Origin of the sequence: Mesorhizobium sp. SEMIA396 (genome assembly GCF_024518615.1) — a bacterium.
Classification (GTDB): domain Bacteria; phylum Pseudomonadota; class Alphaproteobacteria; order Rhizobiales; family Rhizobiaceae; genus Mesorhizobium.
The window spans coordinates 159228-178953 of sequence record NZ_JANIFC010000002.1; the positions used below are offsets into that span (position 1 = coordinate 159228).

Consider the following 19726-nt stretch of genomic DNA (forward strand, 5'->3'; position numbering starts at 1 on the left):
AATTCGCGCCAACTCTCGCCTTTTCGTGTCTTTGCATTGCAAAATCCAACCCTTGTCAGGTGATTCGTATGAACCGTCCCCCGTTTGGCCAAAGCTTGTCTCGCAGAAACGTCCTGTCTTCGCTGGCCGCCATTCCGGCGGTGGCCCTGCTCGCCGCCTGCAGCGACTCTGGCGAGGAGGCGAAGGCCGCGGATGTGAAACCTGCGGCCCCGGCCGCCCCCGCGACGCCGGCCACGCCGGCCGCCGCCACCGCGCCGGAAGCCCAGGGCACCGTGGACATGGCGGAACTGATGAAGCCGGGTGCGCTGCCCGACAAACAGCTTGGCAAGGACGACGCCAAGGTCACCATCGTCGAATACGCCTCGATGACCTGCCCGCACTGCGCGCATTTCGCCGAGACCACCTTTCCGGACCTGAAGACCAAGTACATCGACACCGGCAAGGCGCGCTACATCCTGCGCGAATTCCCGTTCGATCCGAGTGCCGAAGCCGGTTTTATGCTGGCGCGCTGCGCCAAGGACAACTACTACCCTATGGTCGACGTCCTGTTCAGGCAGCAGGCGAACTGGGCTGGCGTTCAGAACACCAAGGATGCACTGCTGCAAATCTCGAAGCTCGCCGGTTTTACACAGGAGTCCTTCGAGGCCTGCTTGACGGACCAGAAACTTCTGGACGATGTGAGATCGGTCCAGAAGCGTGGCGCCAATGAATTCAAGGTCGACTCGACACCGACCTTCTTCATCAACGGTAAGACCTACAAGGGGGCGATGTCGATTGAGGAAATGTCGGCCATCATCGACCCTCTGCTCTGACGTCCAGTCAGCCCTGAGGCGGCGGCGCTTCGGCGTGCGCGGCTTCCGGTCGTGCCGCGAATTCTCATCGCAAAACCACGGTAATCCGCTTAGTGGGCGGCGCGAATGAAGTTTTCGCGCCTTCGCCTCCTCGGTTTCAAGTCCTTCGTCGAGCCCGGCGAGTTCGTCATCGAACGCGGACTGACCGGCATTGTCGGGCCGAACGGCTGCGGCAAGTCGAACCTTGTCGAGGCGCTGCGCTGGGTGATGGGCGAAAGCTCCTACAAGAACATGCGCGCGTCCGGCATGGACGACGTCATCTTTTCCGGCTCGGGCACGCGCCCGGCACGCAACACCGCCGAAGTCACACTTTTCCTCGACAACAGTGACCGCTCGGCGCCCGCTGCCTTCAACGATGCCGACGAATTGCAGGTGTCGCGCCGCATCGAGCGTGAGGCCGGCTCGCTTTACCGTATCAACGGCAAGGAGGCGCGCGCCAAGGACGTGCAGCTTCTGTTCGCCGACCAGTCGACCGGCGCGCGTTCGCCGTCGATGGTCGGTCAGGGCCGCATCGGCGAACTGATCCAGGCCAAGCCGCAGGCACGCCGCGCGCTGCTCGAAGAGGCAGCAGGCATTTCCGGCCTGCACACCCGCCGCCACGAGGCAGAACTGCGGCTGAAGGCGGCCGAGCAGAACCTCGAACGACTGGACGACGTCGTCGGCGAGCTGGAAAGCCAGATCGAAAGCCTGAAGCGCCAGGCGCGCCAGGCCTCCCGCTTCAAGAACCTGTCGGCCGATATCCGCAAGGCCGAAGCGACGCTGTTGCATCTGCGCTGGACGCTGGCCAAGACCCAGGAAGGCGAGGCGCGTTCGGCGCTGGCGGTTGCGACAGCCCTTGTCGGCGACCGCGCCGCGGCCCAGATGGCCGCCGCCAGGGAGCAAGGTATCGGTGCTCACCGATTGCCGGATTTGCGCGACGCGGAAGCCGCCGCCGCTGCTGCCTTCCAGCGCCTGTCGATCGCCAAGTCGCAGATCGAGGAGGAAGCCGGCCGCATCCGCGCCCGTCAGAGCGAACTCGAGCGCCGGCTACAGCAGCTCGACGGCGATATCGCACGTGAAGAGCGCATGGTCCGCGACAATGCGGACATTCTCGAGCGCCTTCGCACCGAAGAGGCGGCACTCAATTCGGAAAATGCCGGCGCCGCCGAACGCGAAGCCACCACCCGTGCGGCGTTCGAACAGGCGGCGTCGACGCTTTCGCAAAGCGAAGCCAAGCTCGCCGCGCTGACAGCCGAACGGGCCGAGGCTGCCGCCTCGCGCAACCAGATCGAACGGACGCTGCGCGACACCGCCGAACGCCGCGACCGCTTCGCGCGCCAGCTTGCCGATGTCGACCGGGAATTGTCTGAGATACTCTCCAAGGTCGCTGGCCTGCCCGATCCGGCCGAGAAGCGGGTGCTGGTCGAACAGGCCATGGCGCTGCTGGAGGAGGCCGAGGCTGCCGTGTCTGAGGCCGAGCAGTCTGTCATCGATGCCCGCGCCACGGAAAGTTCTGCCCGGCCACCGCTTCAGGATGCCAGGGCCGAGCTGGCGCGGATCGAAACCGAAGCGCGCACGCTGGCCAAAATCCTGAATGCAGCCAGCGGCGATCTCTTCCCGGCCGTGCTGGAGCAGATCAGCGTCGATCGCGGTTTCGAAACGGCGCTGGGTGCGGCCCTTGGCGAAGACCTCGACGTGCCGCTTGACCGCAGCGCGCCGGTGCATTGGGGCGAAAGCGCGATCCAGCCCGGCGACGCGGCTCTGCCGGAAGGCGTTAAAAGCTTGGCCAGCGTGGTCCACGCGCCGGCACAGCTCGCCCGCCGCCTGGCGCAGATCGGTATCGTCGATGCCGCCGGCGACGGCCGCCGGTTGCAGTCGCTGCTTGCTCCCGGCCAGCGGCTGGTCAGCCGTGAAGGCGCGCTCTGGCGCTGGGATGGCTTTACCGCAAGCGCCGATGCGCCGACCGCCGCAGCACAACGGCTGGCGCAGAAGAACCGGCTGGCTGAGCTCGATGCCGAGGCGATACAAGCGACGCTCGTCCTGCGCCAGGCCGAGGATGCGCTGGGAGAGGCTGAACAGGCGCTCCGCCTGGCAAGCGAGGCCGAGCGCAACACGCGCCAGGCCGGTCGTGACGCTCAGCATCGGCTGGACGCTGCCCGCAATGCGTTGGCCGAGGCCGAGAGGGCCGGCGGCGAATTGCAGAGCCGGCGCGCCGCACTCGATGAAGCGCGCGCCCGCATCGTCGACAGCCATGAGGAGATTTCGGCCGCCTTCGCCGAGGCGGAAATGCTGCTGCAGGACGCGCCCGATCTTGGCGATCTGCAATTGCAGCTCGAACAGTCCTCGGCCAATGTCGCCCGCGACCGCGCCGCGCTTGCCGATGCGCGCGCGGTGCATGAGGGGCTTCGGCGCGAAGCCGAGGCGCGCGCGCGCCGGCTCGATGCCATTGGCGCCGAGCGCAGCAATTGGCTGGAGCGGGCCGAAAACGCCTCGACGCAGATCGCATCGCTCGGCGAACGCAAGGCCGAGGCCGAGGCCGAACGCGAGCGGCTGGCCGATGCTCCCGATGAAATCAACGCCAAGCGGCGTGCCTTGCTGTCGCAGCTCACCGAGGCCGAGAGCTTGCGCAAGGCGGCGGCCGACCGTCTGCAGGAAGCGGAGAACCGGCAATCCGAACTGGACAAGGCCGCCACCGGCGCCATCCAGTTCCTGGCCGAGGCGCGCGAGACCCGCGTTCGCGCCGAAGAGCGGCTGACGGCGGCCGACGAGCGCCGGCTGGAGGTCGAGGCGCGCATACAGGAAACGCTGAACACGCCGCCGCATCTGGTCATCCGCCACACCGGTCTGGAGGCCGACAGCCCGATGCCTGAGATGGCCGAGATCGAGCGTCAACTCGACAGGCTGAAGATCGAGCGCGAACGGCTCGGCGCCGTCAACCTGCGCGCCGAGGAGGAGCAGAAGGAGCTATCCGACCGGCTGGAGGCGATCGTCTCCGAGCGCGAGGACATCATCGAGGCGATCCGCAAGCTCAGGCAGGCGATCCAGAGCCTCAACCGCGAAGGTCGCGAGCGGTTGCTGGCCGCCTTCGAGGTCGTCAACGGCCATTTCCAGCGGCTGTTCTCGCATCTGTTCGGCGGCGGCACGGCGGAATTGCAGTTGATCGAATCCGACGATCCGCTCGAGGCTGGCCTCGAAATTCTTGCCCGCCCGCCCGGCAAGAAGCCGCAGACCATGACGCTGCTGTCCGGCGGCGAGCAGGCGTTGACGGCGATGTCGCTGATCTTCGCGGTGTTCCTGACCAACCCGGCGCCGATCTGCGTGCTCGACGAAGTCGACGCGCCGCTCGACGACCACAATGTCGAACGCTTCTGCAATCTCATGGACGAGATGGCGGCCACCACCGAGACGCGTTTCGTCATCATCACCCACAATCCCATCACCATGGCGCGCATGAACCGGCTGTTCGGCGTGACCATGGCCGAGCAGGGCGTCAGCCAACTGGTGTCGGTGGACCTGCAGGCGGCCGAGGCGATGCGCGAGGCAAGCTGATCCAGATTGCGCTGCCTGCGAAGGGGCCGCTCCGGAGCAATTCAGGAAAAGTGTGCAAGCGGTTTTCGCCCGGCAAAAAATGTCAGGGCCGCGGACTGTGCCTGTGCGAATGATGCTTGGCCGAGGACCAGACGAAATAGAGCGATCCCAGTTTCAGCACAGGCACCCTGCGATCCCGCTCGCGATCACGCAGTTCGCGGTAGGTCTTCACCTTCAGTGTGCCCCCCGGCAATCTGATTCGCAAAGCCATGATGCATAGAGCTTACGTGCTTTCTCCAGTCGATGGAATGTTCATTTCAAGCTCATCGTCAGTATTCGAGCTCTTGGAGGGTCGATCGGGAATTGTACTGGGCCACCAGATGACGAAATATTTGCCAAACTGCCAGACCGGGACTTCGCCCTTGTGCTCCCGTCGCCGCAACTCATGACGTTGCTTGACCTTCAACACGCCACCCGGAAGCCTGATCTTGATCGTCATCGTCCCTCAATACTGATGGCGCGCTTCCTGGGTGCCGCGCCCGAAGCTTCATCTGTCCGGCCAAGGTAGAAAAAACCGCCCACTCTCGGATCGGACCGTTGCAATCCGATTTCGCCGAGTCAATGGAGCCGGGGGCGAACTCCTCTGGCTATCGGCCCCGTGCACAAAGGGCTTGAGAACAGGCTCAACCTCTGCGCCGCAAGATCCAGTTCACACAGATCACGGCCACGAGGCCACACGCGATGCCGACGCAATCGGCAACCCAGTCGGACACGTCCAGATCACGTCGTATCAGCGCCGTGCCCTGGAGGACCTCGATCGCCGCTCCAACAACTGCAAGGAAGACGATCAGCCTGATCTTGCGATCAGGCCAGCCGAGCCCTCCAAGGAAAGTCATGACGGCAAAGGCGCTGGCGTGATTCAGCTTGTCGTAATGGAAACCGATATCGATCCCGTACTCCTCGAGTCCGGGTATAGGCACCAGTGCAAGGACAAGAACAGCGACAAGCGTGCTGAAAAAAGCAATCCGTTCGGCGGCTGGATGAAGTCTCATTCTGCTCCAATCTGTGCCTGCCCGCCGCGAAGGTCGAAACCGGCTCGGTATTGGCGGTTCAGGCTGAAACTCAGATCGACGACGTTGTCTTTCAAAGCCGCAATTTTTGCTTGAGCCTTTTCAGCCAGGTCTGTTCCGCCTCATCCTGGTCTTGATGCGCCGGGACATAGCGCGGCCGTATCTTTTTTCCTTTGATGTAGAATGGCTTTTCGACTTCTCCAACCAGGTTGACGAAAAGCCGGGATTTGTTGGTGGGTTGGCGGACTGTGACGCCGTGGACCGATTCAATCGAATTGATGAACAATACAAGAATGTTCTTGTCGTATTTAACTGTTTCGACGCATTCCAAATGGGTGTCGTCGACATAGGCATCATTGAAGAGTGTCGCTTTGGCTTTCAGCGTGGCGTATTTGGACTTGAAACGACTAATTGTCAGGTCCCCGCCAACGGCATCATAATCTTCCGGCCTCATATAAAACAGGCCAGAAAATAGCTTGTCGCCATTGTCGATGTGGCTTGTCCGCACCGATCCGGCATTGGTTACCGGCGTGTTCCCGCTGAGCATCGCATCCATCAGTATGTCGCGCGTTGCATAGGTGTCACTAAACCTGATGCCCGCTTTCATACTCTTGAGGCGTTCATAATTGGGATAATAATCAGGGTAAAGCTTGTGAATATCGTCGTAGAACAGGTCGGCGAGTTCGTCGAAAAATGCTTGAGATACGTGGTAGGCGATAAAATCGCGCCATATTTGCGGCACAGCTTCGTTCGACCGAACGCGGTGGGCCTCATAGTCCCATCTGGTGTTGTTGCGGCGCGTATCAATTTCGAGCGCTTCCGGAGCGGGAAACGTGTCGGCCAACTCCTGGTAGAGATCGAGGGGAAGGGCGTCGCGCAGGATGATGTGTGGAAACGGCTCTGATCGAACGTCGGCCCTGGTGGCACGTTGAAGGACTGAAAGCGGCTTTGACATCGATGGTGTCTCAGATCGAGTTTGCCTGAGTTGGATTCAAAGGATCGTGTTCAACCTGTTCGGGGCTGCCGCCTTTCAACGGATCCTTGGTTGCGTTCAAAGATTGGAGCCCTGAAAAGGGCTCCGCATGGGCTTTCACCATTTCGCTCATCAGAATATCCGCGCCAGTCATCAGGGGGATCAAGGTTTCCGCAAATGTGTATGTTTTGATGCCGTAAAGCCACTTCAGGTAGAGAAGGGCAGCTGACGTGCCGGAGACGCACCCAACAATGTTCATCCGGGATACGACAAGCTCTATCGGATATATGTGCGGAAGGTTCGCCTCCATGATCCTGGTGCTGGCGTCGGCCGTCACATTGCCGATGGTATCCAGCAATTCGGGGAAGAAGGGCGTGCTTATTCTGGGATGTTCCTTCCAGACGACGTCGTATCCTCTCTCAACGATCTGCTCCGCAATGCGTCTATAGATCGCCGCCTCGTGCGCGTACGACATTATGCCGTTTCGCGACAATGCCTGGCCGAGCAGCAGGATCCGTGGGTTGGCTGACGCACGGCAATGTTCATTGCCGCCGGAAAGCGCATCCCTGCAGGCTTCATCTATTACGTCGCGCATCAGCGAAGCGCCGACCTGAAATCTTGGTACGTTCTCCAGAGCATCGTGAATGGGGATTTCGTGGAGCAAAGAATAAAACTTTGTCACCCGTCTCAGATGGTGTCTTTCTATCTTGTCGGCCGCTTTCCTCAGTCGGAACGCCGGTGAAATTGTAGAGAGTCCTGCAATCAAGGCTCCGGTGATGCGCCGTCTAAACCTGGTGCCTGGCGGCCATGACATGGTTGAAATTTCGAATGGAAGGTATGACGTCAAGCCATCCTCATACAAAACGATCTTGGCTTCTGGGTATGAGTCCAGCAGTATTTTTTCCGATGGCCGGTTAACGAAGCAGGCCCAGATTTCAACCGCGGAACTCGCGTCGATGCCAATTGTGTCTCGGATCAGACGATGGATCCGGAAAATTTGCAGTTGCCCATATTTACGCTCGGACGTCAGAAGGTCGTATGCCCATATGATCCGTTTCCAGGTCCATACTGTAGACGCAAGTTCAGCAAGACCGGTCTTGAAATGCTCGGAAACGCCGGCCGTTTCATAGAGCAGAAGGTAATCCTCATGCTCCTCATCCGCCGGGGAGCTTCCATCCATTGTTGACTGGCGAAGAGAGGCAACCAGGCTGAGCAATTGCCAGCTGCCAAAGACGCAGCATATTCGAACTGGCAATTTAAGGTCTCCAGGTAGGATGGAAATAACGCCGCATGTTCCGCGATCTCAACCGCAAAATTGCTTCATGTCCGAAGACCGTGTGTGGCTCGGGGCGTTTCGCCAGCTTCATAATACTGCCTGTCGTCGACCGGAAAATATCTTGCAGATATTGGCGTCCAACGCCCGAGACAGGCTGGAGTTCCGCGCAATAAGCAGGCGAATTCAGTTCAATTGAGCGGCAGAGACCTGTTGAGATCCGGCATAAACATCAGGCGGCGGCAGACCGCTCATGCGGCTCGATCTTGCCGCTTCGGTTCCTGTCGGTACCAAGAGCGCGAATTCTCCCGGTTTTCGGGAAGGTCGTTGCCCGGGAAAGCGGGTTTCACTTCCATCAGTCAAAAGTAAGCTCCAGCCATGAACCGGAGCTTGATGATGACAGAGGCGGAAACCAGAATGTTTAACACGCTTGATGTGCCAGCCGGTCCGGTGCAGCGGCCCGGGATTCCGGCCGACCTGCCAAGGCATGGCGCGTGTGGCCGCACCTGTGCATCATGCCCGATGCGAAGCCTGCACTGCTCCTCGAGCGCCCTTGATGCCGACGCTTCGGCGCAATTTTCCCGGTGAGCAGGCGAAGGGCGGCGCCGGAAAATGCGCCGCCTGTCGGAAGGGTTGCCCGCGATCAGGCCGCGAGCCAGGCCCGGGTGAAGTCCTGCTCATAGGCCTGATGCATCTGGTAGCCCATCAAGGCAGGTTTCATATGGCAGAACAGCTTTCGCCAGTAGGGCTGAACGATGATGCCGGAATCCTGCAGCATGACCTGCAGTTCCTTCATCACCGCACGGCGCTGCTCCGGATCGGCGATGGCGTTGGCCTTGTGGACCTTGGCATCGAAGTCGGGATCGGCGAACCCTGTCTCGTTCCATGCCGAACCGGTCTGGTAGGCAAGCGCATAGGTCTGGATGCCGAGCGGTCGGGCGTTCCAATTGGTGGTCGCGAAGGGATACTTCGTCCAGTCGTTCCAGAATGCCGATTCCGGGATGACAGTGCGTTTCACCTTGAAGCCCGCGTCGCGCATCTGCTGGGCGACGGCATCGGAGCTTTCCTTGCGGTAATCGGCTTCGACCGAGATCAGATCAAATTCGAAATCGAGCTGGCCGGCTTCCTCGAGCAATGCCCTGGCCCGGACCGGATCACGTTTGATCGGCGGCAAGTCGGCGTGTTCGGGATGCATCGGTCCGACATGATCGTTCTGCGCGACGATACCCATGCCGTCGGCGCCCAGTTGCAGCACCGCTTCGTTGTCGACCGCAAGCTGTATGGCGTTGCGCACGCGCTTGTCGTCATAGGGTTTGGCGTTGACGTTGCAGCGCGAGACCAGGGTGGCGGCAGTGACGATCTCGCTTTTCTTCAGGCCCAGCCTGTCGAGCATGGCGACGTCATAGGACTGCGTCTGCCCATTCAGGTCGATCTCACCGGATTCGAATGCGGAGACGGTGGCGGCCGAGTCGGTGCCGTAGTCGGTCCAGTCGATGCCGTCGAGGAACACCTCGCCGCCCCACCACGACCCGTCCGGCCGCTTGCGCACCGAGGCAGCAACGCCGACATCGAGTCTTTTAAGTTCGAACGGGCCCGTGCAAACGGGGTTGGCCGACAGTGGCGCCGCCTTCGGATTGAATGTGTGGTGGACGATCAATGCCGGATAGTCGGTCATCGCTGGGATGATGGTGATGTCGGGCTGAGACAGTTTCAGGACCACGGTGTGGCCGTCGCGAACCTCGATGGCACCAGTGCGCGCCACCTTGGTGTCGGGATCGATCAGCGCGGTCATGCGCCCGGCCATCGAGTTGCCGGCGGCATCCTTCTCGCACCAGCGCGTGATGTTGAAGGCAACATCCGTGGCGGTGAAATCGTCGCCGTTCGACCATTTCACCCCCGGGCGCACCTTGAGCACATATTCCGTCGCGTCCGCATTGATCTCCCAGCTCTGCAGCAGCACCGGCTCGAAGGTGAAATCCGGCTTCCAGCGCACCAGCGGTTCGAGAAACTGCATGGCGATGTTGCCCATCTGCGAAACCTTGAACTTGCGCGGGTCTTCCAGCTCCATCACCTGCATGGCAACACGCACCACGCCGCCCTTCCTGGGTTGGACGGCTTCCTCGGCTCGCGCCGGGACCGGCTGACCGATGAGCCCGTAGGCAATCGCCGTGCTGGCGCCGAAGGCGCTGGCCAGCGCCAGGAACTCGCGGCGGCCAAGCGCGCCGCTCTTTGCGCCTTTCGCAAATGTGCCGATCGCGGGATGAAGAGGTCTGGATGTCATATCGGTTCTCCCATTGTTGATTTTACGCCCAAATTCGGTGGAATGCCCTTGCCGCGTCGTTGCTGGGCGCTGTTTTCTACAGGACGCAGCCGATGGCGGCGGGGCCGCGACGGCGAGGGGAAGGCAAGATGAATCTTCTGACGGCGATGCGGGTGTTCGATCGGGTTTGCCTGCTGGGCAGCCTGTCGGCGGCGGCGCGCGATCTCAACATGTCGACGACGGCCGTCAGCCGCACCATCAAGGAACTGGAAGACGACCTTGGCGTCCGGCTCATCAATCGCACCACAAGGCGTCTCAGCCTCACCGAGGCGGGCCGCGACTATGCTCCGCGTGCGCGCAGCCTGCTCGACGACATATCCGAACTGCAGGATTCGACGCGCGGCCTGCACAAGGAGACGCGCGGCCTGATCCGGGTTTCCTGCTCCAATGTTCTGGGCCACACGCGCATAACCAAGTTGGTGCCGAAATTCCTCGAAGAAAACCCGCTCACCACGATCGAGTTCGACCTCACCGCGCGTTATGTCGTCGGCATTGTCGAGGAAGGCTACGATGTGGCCATCCGCTTCGGCGGTCAGGCGGATTCCGCCCTGATTGCCCGCCGGCTTGGTGACGTCCGCAATTATGTCTGCGCTACGCCCGATTATTGGGATGCAAACGGCCGTCCGGTCCACCCGGATGAGCTGGCAAGCCATTCCTGCGTGCTGAGCAATTTCGCCAAGCGCCTTGGCACGTGGCCATTCATCGGACCCGACGGCCCTTTCGATGCGGCTATCGGGGGGCGGATCTCGACCAACAGCGTCGAGGCCGCCTACCAGATGACCACCGCCGGTTTCGGCATCGGCAACCTGCCCAGCCTGCTGGTCGACGCTGCGATCAGGGACGGCCGGCTGGAAGTGCAGCTGGATGAGTTTCGCCCCGGCTCCAGCCCGATCTACGCGCTCTATCCGCACCGCACCTATATTGCGGCCAAGGTGCGCGCGTTCGTCGATTTCCTGATCCGCGAACTGTCGGCCGACTTCACCGCCTGAAATGCTGCCCGATTGTCCATGGCCAACGCCGTCAGGGGCCTGGCGCGAACGCCAGGCCCCCTCTGCCCCCGTCGCCCGACGCGGCAGCGTCATTTCCACCAGGCGGTGGTGTCGTACATCGGTCCCGGCTCCTCGAAGAGCTTTTCGTATTTGCACAGTGCCGGCGTCTTGCCGAGCGGCACCGAAACGCCGTCCCTGAACGCCCATTCGCCACGTTGCGTCGTATCGGCCCGCACATAGCTGGACAGCGCAAAGGCCCGGTCGTGCTGCGATTTGTTGGGCGAGGAGCCGTGCACGGTAAGCAGCCCCCATAAAGCAAGGTCGCCCGGCTCTAGCACCAGCGGAACGATGGTCGCCGGGTCGATGCCGACTTTGCGCAACTCTTCTTCGGCGGTCAGGCCCTTCATCAGCTCGCCGGTTCCCTCGTCCGACAGGCCGAGATAGCCGAGCTTGTGGCTGCCGGGCACGACCTGAAGGCAGCCATTGTCCAGCGTCGCCCGATCGACCGCGAGGCCTGTTGTCACGGTGGCGTCGGCGACATTGTCGAAGGCCGCCTGGTTACGGAAGCGCAAATCCTGGTGGAAGCGATAACCCGTGACATTGGCGCCGGGCGGCTTCCAGTGCAGCTGTTGGGCGATCTGCCTTATGTCACGGCCGATCAGGCTCTCGAGCAGCTTCAGATAGTCGGGATTGCGGCGGAATTCTTCGAAATAGGAATTGATCCAGGAAAACCAGTAAGCCTGCAGCACATAGCGTTGGCCAAAGTCCGATTCAGGCAGGATCTGGAAATTCAGGTTGCCGTGCCGGAAGGTGGCGTGATGCTTGAGGCCTTCGGCATAGACCGCATCGGTTTCCTTCTTCAGCCGGATCATCTCGTCGCCGTCGACGAATTGTCGAACGACCGCGTATCCTTCCTCGCGGTACTGCTCCACCGCCTCGCGTGCCTGCCTGTCCGTCAGCATGTCCGTGACAACCCCTGTCTGTGATCCGTGTCGATCGTAACGAAGGGGTTGCCGGCGATAAGCCATCGATTTTGGCATCGACTTTCCCGATTATCGGGAAATTGAGCGGGGCGTCAAAGGTGGATTGGTCGCAATCGGCTGGTCAGATACGTGCTGCGCCGGCAGGCCCTAAAAATAGGTCCGCGGCGCGACAAGGTTCTTCTGCTGGCGAACATAAAAACAATAGAAGCCGAACGCTGCGGCAAACCACATGAAGGCCTCGCCCATGGCCAGCCGGTTGTTGGAATTGGTGAGGATGGTTAGGGCGAAGAAGACCAGTGTGGAGATGTAGCAGGACCATGCGGCCGGAGCGACGAGCTTGGCTCGCATGGCCAGCAGAACCTGCCTGGCCGACCAGGTGTAGAGAAAGGCAAAGAACGCCAGTCCGACCACCCCATAACGCACGGCAATCTCCAGATAACCATTGTGGAAGACATTGAAGATCATGGGATGATAGGTTCTGCTCTGCCATTCGGTCAGCCAGCTGGAACTGGCTCCGAAGATCGGGTGGCGCTTCCAGATATTGATCGCATCCGCCCACAGCATCAGCCTTTCCTTGGCTGCAAGCGGAACCGCGTCGCTCGCGATGGCGCGGTCGAAGGCGGGGAGGACCCCATGCCTGAACACATCCGGAACCAAGGTTTTGACGAATGCCATGGTATCGTCGGCGGTGGACGAGAAGATGTTGTGTGCCGCGACAATGCCGGCCGCCACGATCACCAGCACGCCACCCGAAACCAACAGTTCGCGGCGATGGCCTCTCGCCAGGGTCATGACCGCCAACAAGAGCAGAGCGAGCGCAAGCGCAAGCCACACTCCCTTTGAGCGCATCTCGATGATATTGACGAGGGCAAGCAGCAGGACGGCTGTCGACAGGGCCCAATGCAGGTTCTTGGTTGCTTTTCCGAGGTCCGTTCTCTGCGCCGAGTAGGCCATGAATTGCAGCGTGCAGAGGAAGATGAAACCGGCCGCCACCGACGCGTGGATGGGATTGTTGAAAAGCCACGGGGCAGGTTGGACGCCTTGAAACATGTCCGAATAGAAGGTGTCCGCCGCTAGGAAGACGAGACTGAGGATCATGAACCAGAGCACGAGCCGTGCGGGTTGCCTGACAAACAGCAGAAACGCGAAGCCGGTCGTCGCGTAGAACAGCGGAAACATGTAAATGCCTTCGGCGCCACCCAACTGGTGGGTGCCGAAATAGACGATCGCCAGTCGGATGAAGACGTAGAGCGACCAGCCCAGACACAGGAAGCCGACCCAACCGATCAGCGGTTTGCTGTAGGTCCACAAGTCCACTCTGAACCAGCGGATGACCGCGACCAGGGCCAGCGCCAGGCCCGCATAGCGGTAGGTGTCGGCCTCGCGCCACACCGCGGAGACCAAAGCGAGAATGGCGAGTGCCGCAAGCAACAGAAGCAAGGTGTGGCGCGGCGCGTTGTCCTTGGCATCATCCAGGGCATCTCGCGGCAGAGGGGGCGGCAGCAGGACGTGATGCAGGCGGCGCAGTTCGTCGCTGGCCCGTAACACCCCGGCACGTAGCCGGCTCGGCCCGCCCAGCCTTGCGGATTTGTAGCTTCCCGAGGGACCGGCTATGCCCGAGATCCCACTGCTGGCGGCGAAGCCAAGCACGTTTTGGCGGACCGAATAGACTTTCAGGCCAGTATCCCAAAAGCGCTCGAGCGCGACGTCCCATGGCATTTTCATTACGGCGAGCGCCGACAACAGACCCTGCGCGCCCTCTCGCGTCACCAGATAGGCGGCGGCCGAGCCTTGCGGGCCATGCAGCGCACGACCGATCTCATCGCCTTCCGCCGTCTCGACCGCGCGCATGAAGAAGCTCATGCGATGGTTGGTCAGCTTGATGACATCGAAATCCGGCACCGCCGCGATGATGGCCTCGATGCGCCGCATGGTGCTTTCGCTGAAGAGGACGTCGTCCTCGACAATCAGGCCATGGGCGCTGCCACCGGCCAGGAACGTTTCCAGCGCCCGGATATGGCTGCGGTAACAGGCATATTCGCCCGAAAGGATGTCGCGCCCGCTCAGCTTGCGCGCGGCTGGAAGATCGATCTCCGTCCAGTCTTTTTCAGCAAGCGCCCGACCGTCGACGGCGGCAATGCGCTGCAAGGTCAGTCCCGCCGCTTCGGCGCTGGCGAGCAATTCGCTCCAGCGCTGGGTCTCGCGATCGAGGTTGATGGCGAAGATAGGGAGGTTCATTGAAGTTCCATGTTGAGCCGCCACCCACCTGGTCGACCTATGTATGGAAAGAAGGAGATGTTCAAGGCGACACTTTACAGATCATGTGCAAGACCCGAATTTGCCGCGATGCCTCTTGCTCATCTGCGCTTACGACACCGTCGAATCATGAGCTGATCGGCTTCATGGAAGATCGCAAAGGTACTCTCGGGTCCCATGTGCCCAAAAGGGAATAGAACGGCATGGCCGGGCAGCTTCTTTAGACCTCGGATAGGTTTTGTCGGTATTTATCGGAAAAAAGGAGCCGAAGTCATGACTGACATCTGGCACTCACTCCTCGCCAACCTTGCCCTGGTCTCCATCCTCGTGGTCGCCTGGGACCTTGTGGCGGATTTCACCGGGCGTCTCTCGCGGCGGATGCAGTCGCTGCTTCTCGGCGTGGTCATGTGCGTGGGCGCGATCATTTCCATGGCGACGGCCCTGTCCGTCTCCGGCTTCGTCGTCGATCTGCGCGCCGCCTTCATTGCTGCTGCCGCGTTCTTTGGCGGATGGCCGGCAATGCTCATCGCCACGTTCGGCTCCATTGTTTATCGCATCCATCTCGGCGGACAGGGTGCGGGTGCTGGTGTCATGGGTATCCTCATCACCGCAATCGTCGGCATTGCGTGGCACCACATCGTCGCGGCCCGATCGCGCACCATGTACGACATATTCGGTCTGGGCGTAACGGTCGCTCTCGCCGGGCTGATCACGCTCCTGGTCATCCCGGCGCAAGCCGTCACGGGCCTTGTGCAGCAGAGCACGTTCCCGTCCCTCGTGTTCCGCTTTCTCAGCACAATCATCATCGGCGTCCTGCTCGACCGGCAGCAGCGCAGGCGGGAGCTCTTGATGTCCAACATGACCTACCGGGCCATGGTTCGCGAACTGCCGGATTGCCTGAACATAAAAGATGTCGACGGCCGCTTCATCGCCGCCAACCCCGCCACCGCCGAAATGGTTCGCGCCGCTTCGGTCGACGATCTGATCGGCAAGACGGATTTCGATTTCTACCCCAGGGAGGTGGCCGAGCGCTTCCGGCAGGATGAGATGGGCGCGCTGGAGGCCGGGCAGACGTTGCGGATCGACCAGCCCGCGCTTTTCCCGGATGGCCGGCAAGGTTGGCTCTACACGCTCAAGGCCCCTTTCCGCGACGAGGCCGGCAAGATCGTCGGCGTCATCACCTACAATCGCGACATCACCGAGCAGAAGCGCACCGCGCAGCTCAAGAATGATTTCATTTCCACGGTCAGCCACGAATTGCGGACCCCGCTGACCTCCATCCGCGGCTCGCTTGGCCTGATTGCGGCCGGTGTGGCCGGCGAACTGCCGCCCAAGGCCGCCAATCTCGTCAACATCGCGCACACCAATAGCGAAAGGCTGGTTCTTCTCATCAACGACATTCTGGATATGGAGAAGATCGAATCGGGCGTGATCACCTTCAAGATCAAGCAGATGCCTGTCCGTCAGGTCCTGGAGCAGGCCATTGCCGCCAGCTCCAACTACATGGCTGACAGCCGGATCAGGATCGTTCTGATCGACGATGCGCCGCGCGCCGAGGCCAACATCGATCCGGATCGCCTGCATCAGGTGATGGCGAACCTCCTGTCGAATGCGATCAAGTTCTCGCATGCCGACGGTACTGTCACAGTGAAATTCCAGCGTCATGACCACGACATGCTGCGGATTTCCGTGATGGACCAGGGCGCTGGCATCCCGGAGGCTTTCCGCAGCCGTATATTCGGAAAGTTCGAGCAGGCCGACGCCTCCAGCACCCGTAAGATAGGCGGCACCGGCCTAGGCTTGAGCATCGTCAAGGCCATTACCGAAAAACTGGGCGGAGCCGTTTCCTTCGAAACCGAGGAAGGCAAGGGAACCTCGTTCCACGTGGACCTTGCAGAAGTACGCAGGCACCAACCAAGGCCGTATCCGCCACCGCACCTGAAACGAAAGCCCGATGGCCGCCTACGGGTTCTGATCTGTGAAGACGAGACCGACGTCGCCGCAGTAATTGCGGCACTCTTGGATGCGGAAGGCTTTTCCAGCGACGTCGCACCCGATATCGCCACCGCAAAGGCGCTTCTGCGGTCCCGCGAATACGTGGCCTTGACCCTCGACATCAAGCTCGCGGGGGAATCCGGCATCAAGCTCTTCCACGACATTAGGGCATCGCCGGTGAATTCCGACATTTCGGTCATCGTCATCTCCGCCGTTGCCGATGAGGCCAGGCGCTCGCTCAACGGCAGCGCCGTCGGTATCGTCGACTGGCTGGAGAAGCCGGTGGATTCAAAGCGGCTTCACGCCGCCCTTGCCAAGATCCTTGCTGGCAGGACCGAGCAGAGGCCGAAGATTCTCCATGTCGAGGACGATGAGGGCGTGCTTGCGGTGATGTCGGAGGGGTTGGGTTCGGGTGTCTCGATTACTTCGGCGAAGACGCTCAAGGACGCCCGGGAGGCGATCGCGCAGCATCTCTTCGACCTGGTTATCCTGGATATTGCACTCCCCGATGGCTCGGGGTTGGACCTGCTGGTCGATCTGCCGCTCGAGACCGGGGTCATCGTGTTTTCGGCGGCGGAGCTCGACCAGAAACTCGGTGATCGGGTTCAGGCCATCATGACCAAGACCAGGGCGTCGGAAATCGATGTGGCAAAGCTGGTCAGGAGCATGTTGGTTTCGCCCCGCACTCAACCTGCCGCGCACGCCGAGGAGTGACGCTCATGCCCGCAAGGATTCTCTATGTGGATGACGAGGACGATATCCGCGAAATCGCCCAGATGTCGCTGGAGCTCGAGCCGGAATTCGAGGTGCGGTCCTGCCCGTCCGGCATGCAGGCGCTGGTCGATGCCGCCGAATGGCGGCCCGATCTCATTCTGCTCGACGTAATGATGCCGGATATGGATGGACCGGAGACGCTGAGGCGCTTGGCCCAGTCTGGGCCGACGGCTTCGATACCCGTGGTGTTCATCACCGCGCGCACCCAGACGCATGAAGTCGAACGCTATCTGGCGATGGGGGCGGTAGGGGTGATCGCCAAACCATTCGACCCGCTTGCGCTTGCCGGTGAAGTCAAAAGATTGCTTCTATCGCGCGCCTGATCCGACGTTTGGCGTGGGCACCGAGCGCAGTCTGGCTGCAGACTGTGCGACGCCGTTCACGGCTCCTATACCATGTCGCCTTATTCATCTACTGATTGTGCCGAGGTGCAGGCGTAGCGAATCAGGTTGTCTATAATCGCGCAGCATCGGCGGAGCTCGGCGAGAGATTGAGAAGAATGTCTCTGTCTGCATGAACCGCGTTGGCGGATGTCGGTTCATGGATCAATCACTCCGGGGGGCAAGCGGCAAAACGAGGCGCGAACCGGAGCAAGGCTGATGAACGGAGCGAAGGCAAGAGTTCTGATTTGCGATGACGATCCCCTCTTGCTCGAACTGATGGAATTCAGGCTCAGGGCAAAGGGATACGAGGTCATCAAGGCCATAGACGGGGCGGAAGCGCTCTTGAAGGCGGAGCATGAGGCGCCGGACATCATCGTGCTCGATGCGATGATGCCCAAGGCCGACGGCCTGGAGGTTCTTGCCCGCATCAAGAGCGACCCGGCTTTGTCGGAAATCCCGGTTGTCATGCTGACCGCCCGCAAGGGCGAAAGGGACATCGTCTCGGCCCTTGAGAAGGGGGCCGACGACTACCTTGTGAAACCCTTCATTCCCGAGGAGCTGCTGGCCCGGCTTGCGCGCCTGCTGGCGCGCAAGAGCGGGAAACGCTGATGTGGCGCGGCCGGCGCGCCGTCATTGCGGCATGCGTTTTCCTGGCGGTTGAAACGGCGCCTGCCGCCGCGCTGGCCCAGGCGGTCGACGAACTGTACGCCTCCGGCGTCAAGGCCAGGCAAGCCCAGCATTTCGACGAATCGGCGAAGCTGCTGCGGCGTGCGCTGGCGCTCAAGCCCGACAATGCCGATGCCCTGGTGCAACTTGGCTTCGCCGAGCTTGGCCGCAACAATCTGCCGGCCGCGCGTGAAGCCTTTTCCAGGGCGCTTGCGCTTGCGCCGACCTATCTGGATGCCAGCTTCGGCATCGCTCAGGTCGAGTTCCGCTCCGGCAATCTGGACGCCGCGCTGCAACTGGCAGAAGAGGTGTCGCGTGCCGAGCGGGGCAATGCCGACGCGGCGACGCTTGTCGCCAACATCCGCAAGGCCCAGCAGGCCGACAGCAGCAAGCAGAAGCCTGCGACCGCGAGGAAGAAGCTGCGCCCGCCGCGGCCGGATCCTGTCGCCGGCCTGATGGAGAAGGGCCAGAGATTGCGGGCGGCGGGACAATTGCCCGAGGCGGAGAACGCCTATTGCCGCGCGCTCGGGCTGGCGCCTAAAAACACCGACATCCTGGTCGCCATGGGTCTCGTGGCGGGCTCCCAACAGAAATTCGACGAGGCCGGGCATTTCTTCGACCAGGCGCTGGCCATCAAGCCCGGCCTTCTCGACGCCCGCCTCGGCAAGGTCCGGCTGGCGATCTGGCAGGGCGACGTGCCGCGCGCCCGCGCGATGATCGATGATGTGCTTGGCACCGCGCCAGGCAACGCCGAGGCGATCGCCCTCGACGCACGGATTTCTTTGCTCGAGCGGGATTACACGCGGGCCGAGCAGTCGTTTCAGCGGGTGCTGGCGATTGATCCGCGCAATGCCGAAGCGCTGGTGGGAATCGGCGATGTGCGCCGCGCCCGTGGCGACGACGACGCCGCGCGCGATGCCTACCGGCAGGCGCTTGCCCTCGAACCCGGCTCGCGCGACATCGAGCAGAGACTGGCCGCACCACCGCCGCGCAAATGGCGGCTCGATATCGGTAGCGAAGTGAGCGACCTCACCGATGGACTTGGTGATTGGACAGACAGTTCGACCGGCCTTGCCTATCGGCTCACCCCGCAGACGACCATTTCGGGCCACACCCGGATGGCGACTCGCTACGGTCGCACCGATGTTCAGATCGACGGCCGCATCGACCAGGCCTTTTCGGCCACGGTTTCGGCCTATGTGCTGGCAGCGGCGACGCCGGATGCCGACTTCCTGGCACGATATTCGGTCGGGGCCGGCGCTTCGTGGCGGATCATGGCGCCCGCGAAAGCGCTCGGTCCGTTCTCGCTCAACATCGATGCTCGCTATGACAATTTCGCCACCGCCGAGGTCACCACAATCTCGCCTTGGGTGCAGGTCTATGTCCTGGACGGCCGGCTGGGGCTTTCGGCACGTTGGGTCCACGCAGCCGACGACATCGGCACGCGCGCCGATGGTTATGTCCTGCGAGCCGATGTTGCAGTTATCCCGAGCGTCAATGTGTTTGGTGGCTATGCGGATGCCCCCGAGATCTCCGACGGCTCGCTGGTGCCGACGCGTACCATCTTTGCCGGCATCTCCTGGGACGTTACCGATCCGCTGACGCTGCGCGGCAGCCTCGCCCATGAGCAGCGCCCGACATTCGACCGAACCACATTCGGGCTCGGCCTAACCGCGCGGTTCTGAT

The 19726-nt window shown here is 61.7% G+C and carries 14 protein-coding genes; 7 read left to right on the forward strand and 7 right to left on the reverse strand.

Annotation, left to right across the window (positions count from 1 at the left end; all coding sequences use genetic code 11):
• Positions 1-68: 68 nt before the first annotated feature.
• Together NP503_RS05740 and smc are read left to right on the forward strand one after the other, a co-directional pair.
• A complete protein-coding gene (locus NP503_RS05740) occupies positions 69-812 on the forward strand; it encodes a DsbA family protein (protein WP_127268828.1) in 744 nt (247 codons plus the stop codon).
• A 105-nt stretch (positions 813-917) separates the two neighbouring features.
• A complete protein-coding gene (gene smc / locus NP503_RS05745; protein ID WP_127270481.1) occupies positions 918-4379 on the forward strand; it encodes a chromosome segregation protein SMC in 3462 nt (1153 codons plus the stop codon).
• 262 nt (positions 4380-4641) lie between these two features.
• Here the strand turns inward: smc and NP503_RS05750 are convergent, their stop codons facing one another.
• The 5 genes from NP503_RS05750 to NP503_RS05770 form a co-directional block, all read right to left on the reverse strand.
• Complete coding sequence (locus tag NP503_RS05750) at positions 4642-4857, reverse strand: hypothetical protein (RefSeq protein WP_127268451.1); 216 nt, start codon at positions 4855-4857, stop codon at positions 4642-4644.
• 184 nt (positions 4858-5041) lie between these two features.
• The gene (locus NP503_RS05755; RefSeq protein WP_127268450.1) at positions 5042-5410 is read right to left on the reverse strand and encodes a hypothetical protein; all 369 of its coding nucleotides are present in this window, start codon (positions 5408-5410) and stop codon (positions 5042-5044) included.
• Between the two features lie 91 nt (positions 5411-5501).
• Positions 5502-6383, reverse strand: a complete 882-nt coding sequence (locus NP503_RS05760) for a hypothetical protein (protein WP_127268449.1) — start codon at positions 6381-6383, stop codon at positions 5502-5504.
• 10 nt (positions 6384-6393) lie between these two features.
• Positions 6394-7656, reverse strand: a complete 1263-nt coding sequence (locus NP503_RS05765; RefSeq protein WP_236382846.1) for an alpha-2,8-polysialyltransferase family protein — start codon at positions 7654-7656, stop codon at positions 6394-6396.
• 661 nt (positions 7657-8317) lie between these two features.
• Positions 8318-9955: an ABC transporter substrate-binding protein gene (locus NP503_RS05770; protein WP_127270479.1), complete on the reverse strand. Its 1638-nt coding sequence runs from the start codon at positions 9953-9955 to the stop codon at positions 8318-8320.
• A 128-nt stretch (positions 9956-10083) separates the two neighbouring features.
• Here NP503_RS05770 and NP503_RS05775 point away from each other — a divergent pair, with 128 nt between their 5' ends.
• Positions 10084-10983: a LysR family transcriptional regulator gene (locus tag NP503_RS05775; protein ID WP_127270477.1), complete on the forward strand. Its 900-nt coding sequence runs from the start codon at positions 10084-10086 to the stop codon at positions 10981-10983.
• A gap of 89 nt (positions 10984-11072) precedes the next feature.
• Here NP503_RS05775 and NP503_RS05780 read toward each other — a convergent pair whose 3' ends face one another.
• Positions 11073-11945, reverse strand: a complete 873-nt coding sequence (locus NP503_RS05780) for a phytanoyl-CoA dioxygenase family protein (RefSeq protein WP_236382848.1) — start codon at positions 11943-11945, stop codon at positions 11073-11075.
• Positions 11946-12113: 168 nt separating this feature from the next.
• Positions 12114-14204, reverse strand: coding sequence for an O-antigen ligase family protein (locus NP503_RS05785; protein ID WP_127270473.1), 2091 nt, complete (start codon positions 14202-14204; stop codon positions 12114-12116).
• 291 nt (positions 14205-14495) lie between these two features.
• Between NP503_RS05785 and NP503_RS05790 the strand changes: the two genes are divergently transcribed.
• From NP503_RS05790 to NP503_RS05805, 4 genes are all read left to right on the forward strand, one after another.
• Complete coding sequence (locus NP503_RS05790; RefSeq protein WP_127270470.1) at positions 14496-16931, forward strand: ATP-binding protein; 2436 nt, start codon at positions 14496-14498, stop codon at positions 16929-16931.
• A 5-nt stretch (positions 16932-16936) separates the two neighbouring features.
• The gene (locus tag NP503_RS05795) at positions 16937-17314 is read left to right on the forward strand and encodes a response regulator (protein WP_127270165.1); all 378 of its coding nucleotides are present in this window, start codon (positions 16937-16939) and stop codon (positions 17312-17314) included.
• A 276-nt stretch (positions 17315-17590) separates the two neighbouring features.
• Complete coding sequence (locus NP503_RS05800; RefSeq protein WP_127270163.1) at positions 17591-17983, forward strand: response regulator transcription factor; 393 nt, start codon at positions 17591-17593, stop codon at positions 17981-17983.
• The gene (locus tag NP503_RS05805; protein ID WP_127270467.1) at positions 17983-19725 is read left to right on the forward strand and encodes a YaiO family outer membrane beta-barrel protein; all 1743 of its coding nucleotides are present in this window, start codon (positions 17983-17985) and stop codon (positions 19723-19725) included. Before NP503_RS05800 ends, NP503_RS05805 begins: the two co-directional genes overlap by 1 nt.
• Position 19726 lies beyond the last annotated feature (1 nt).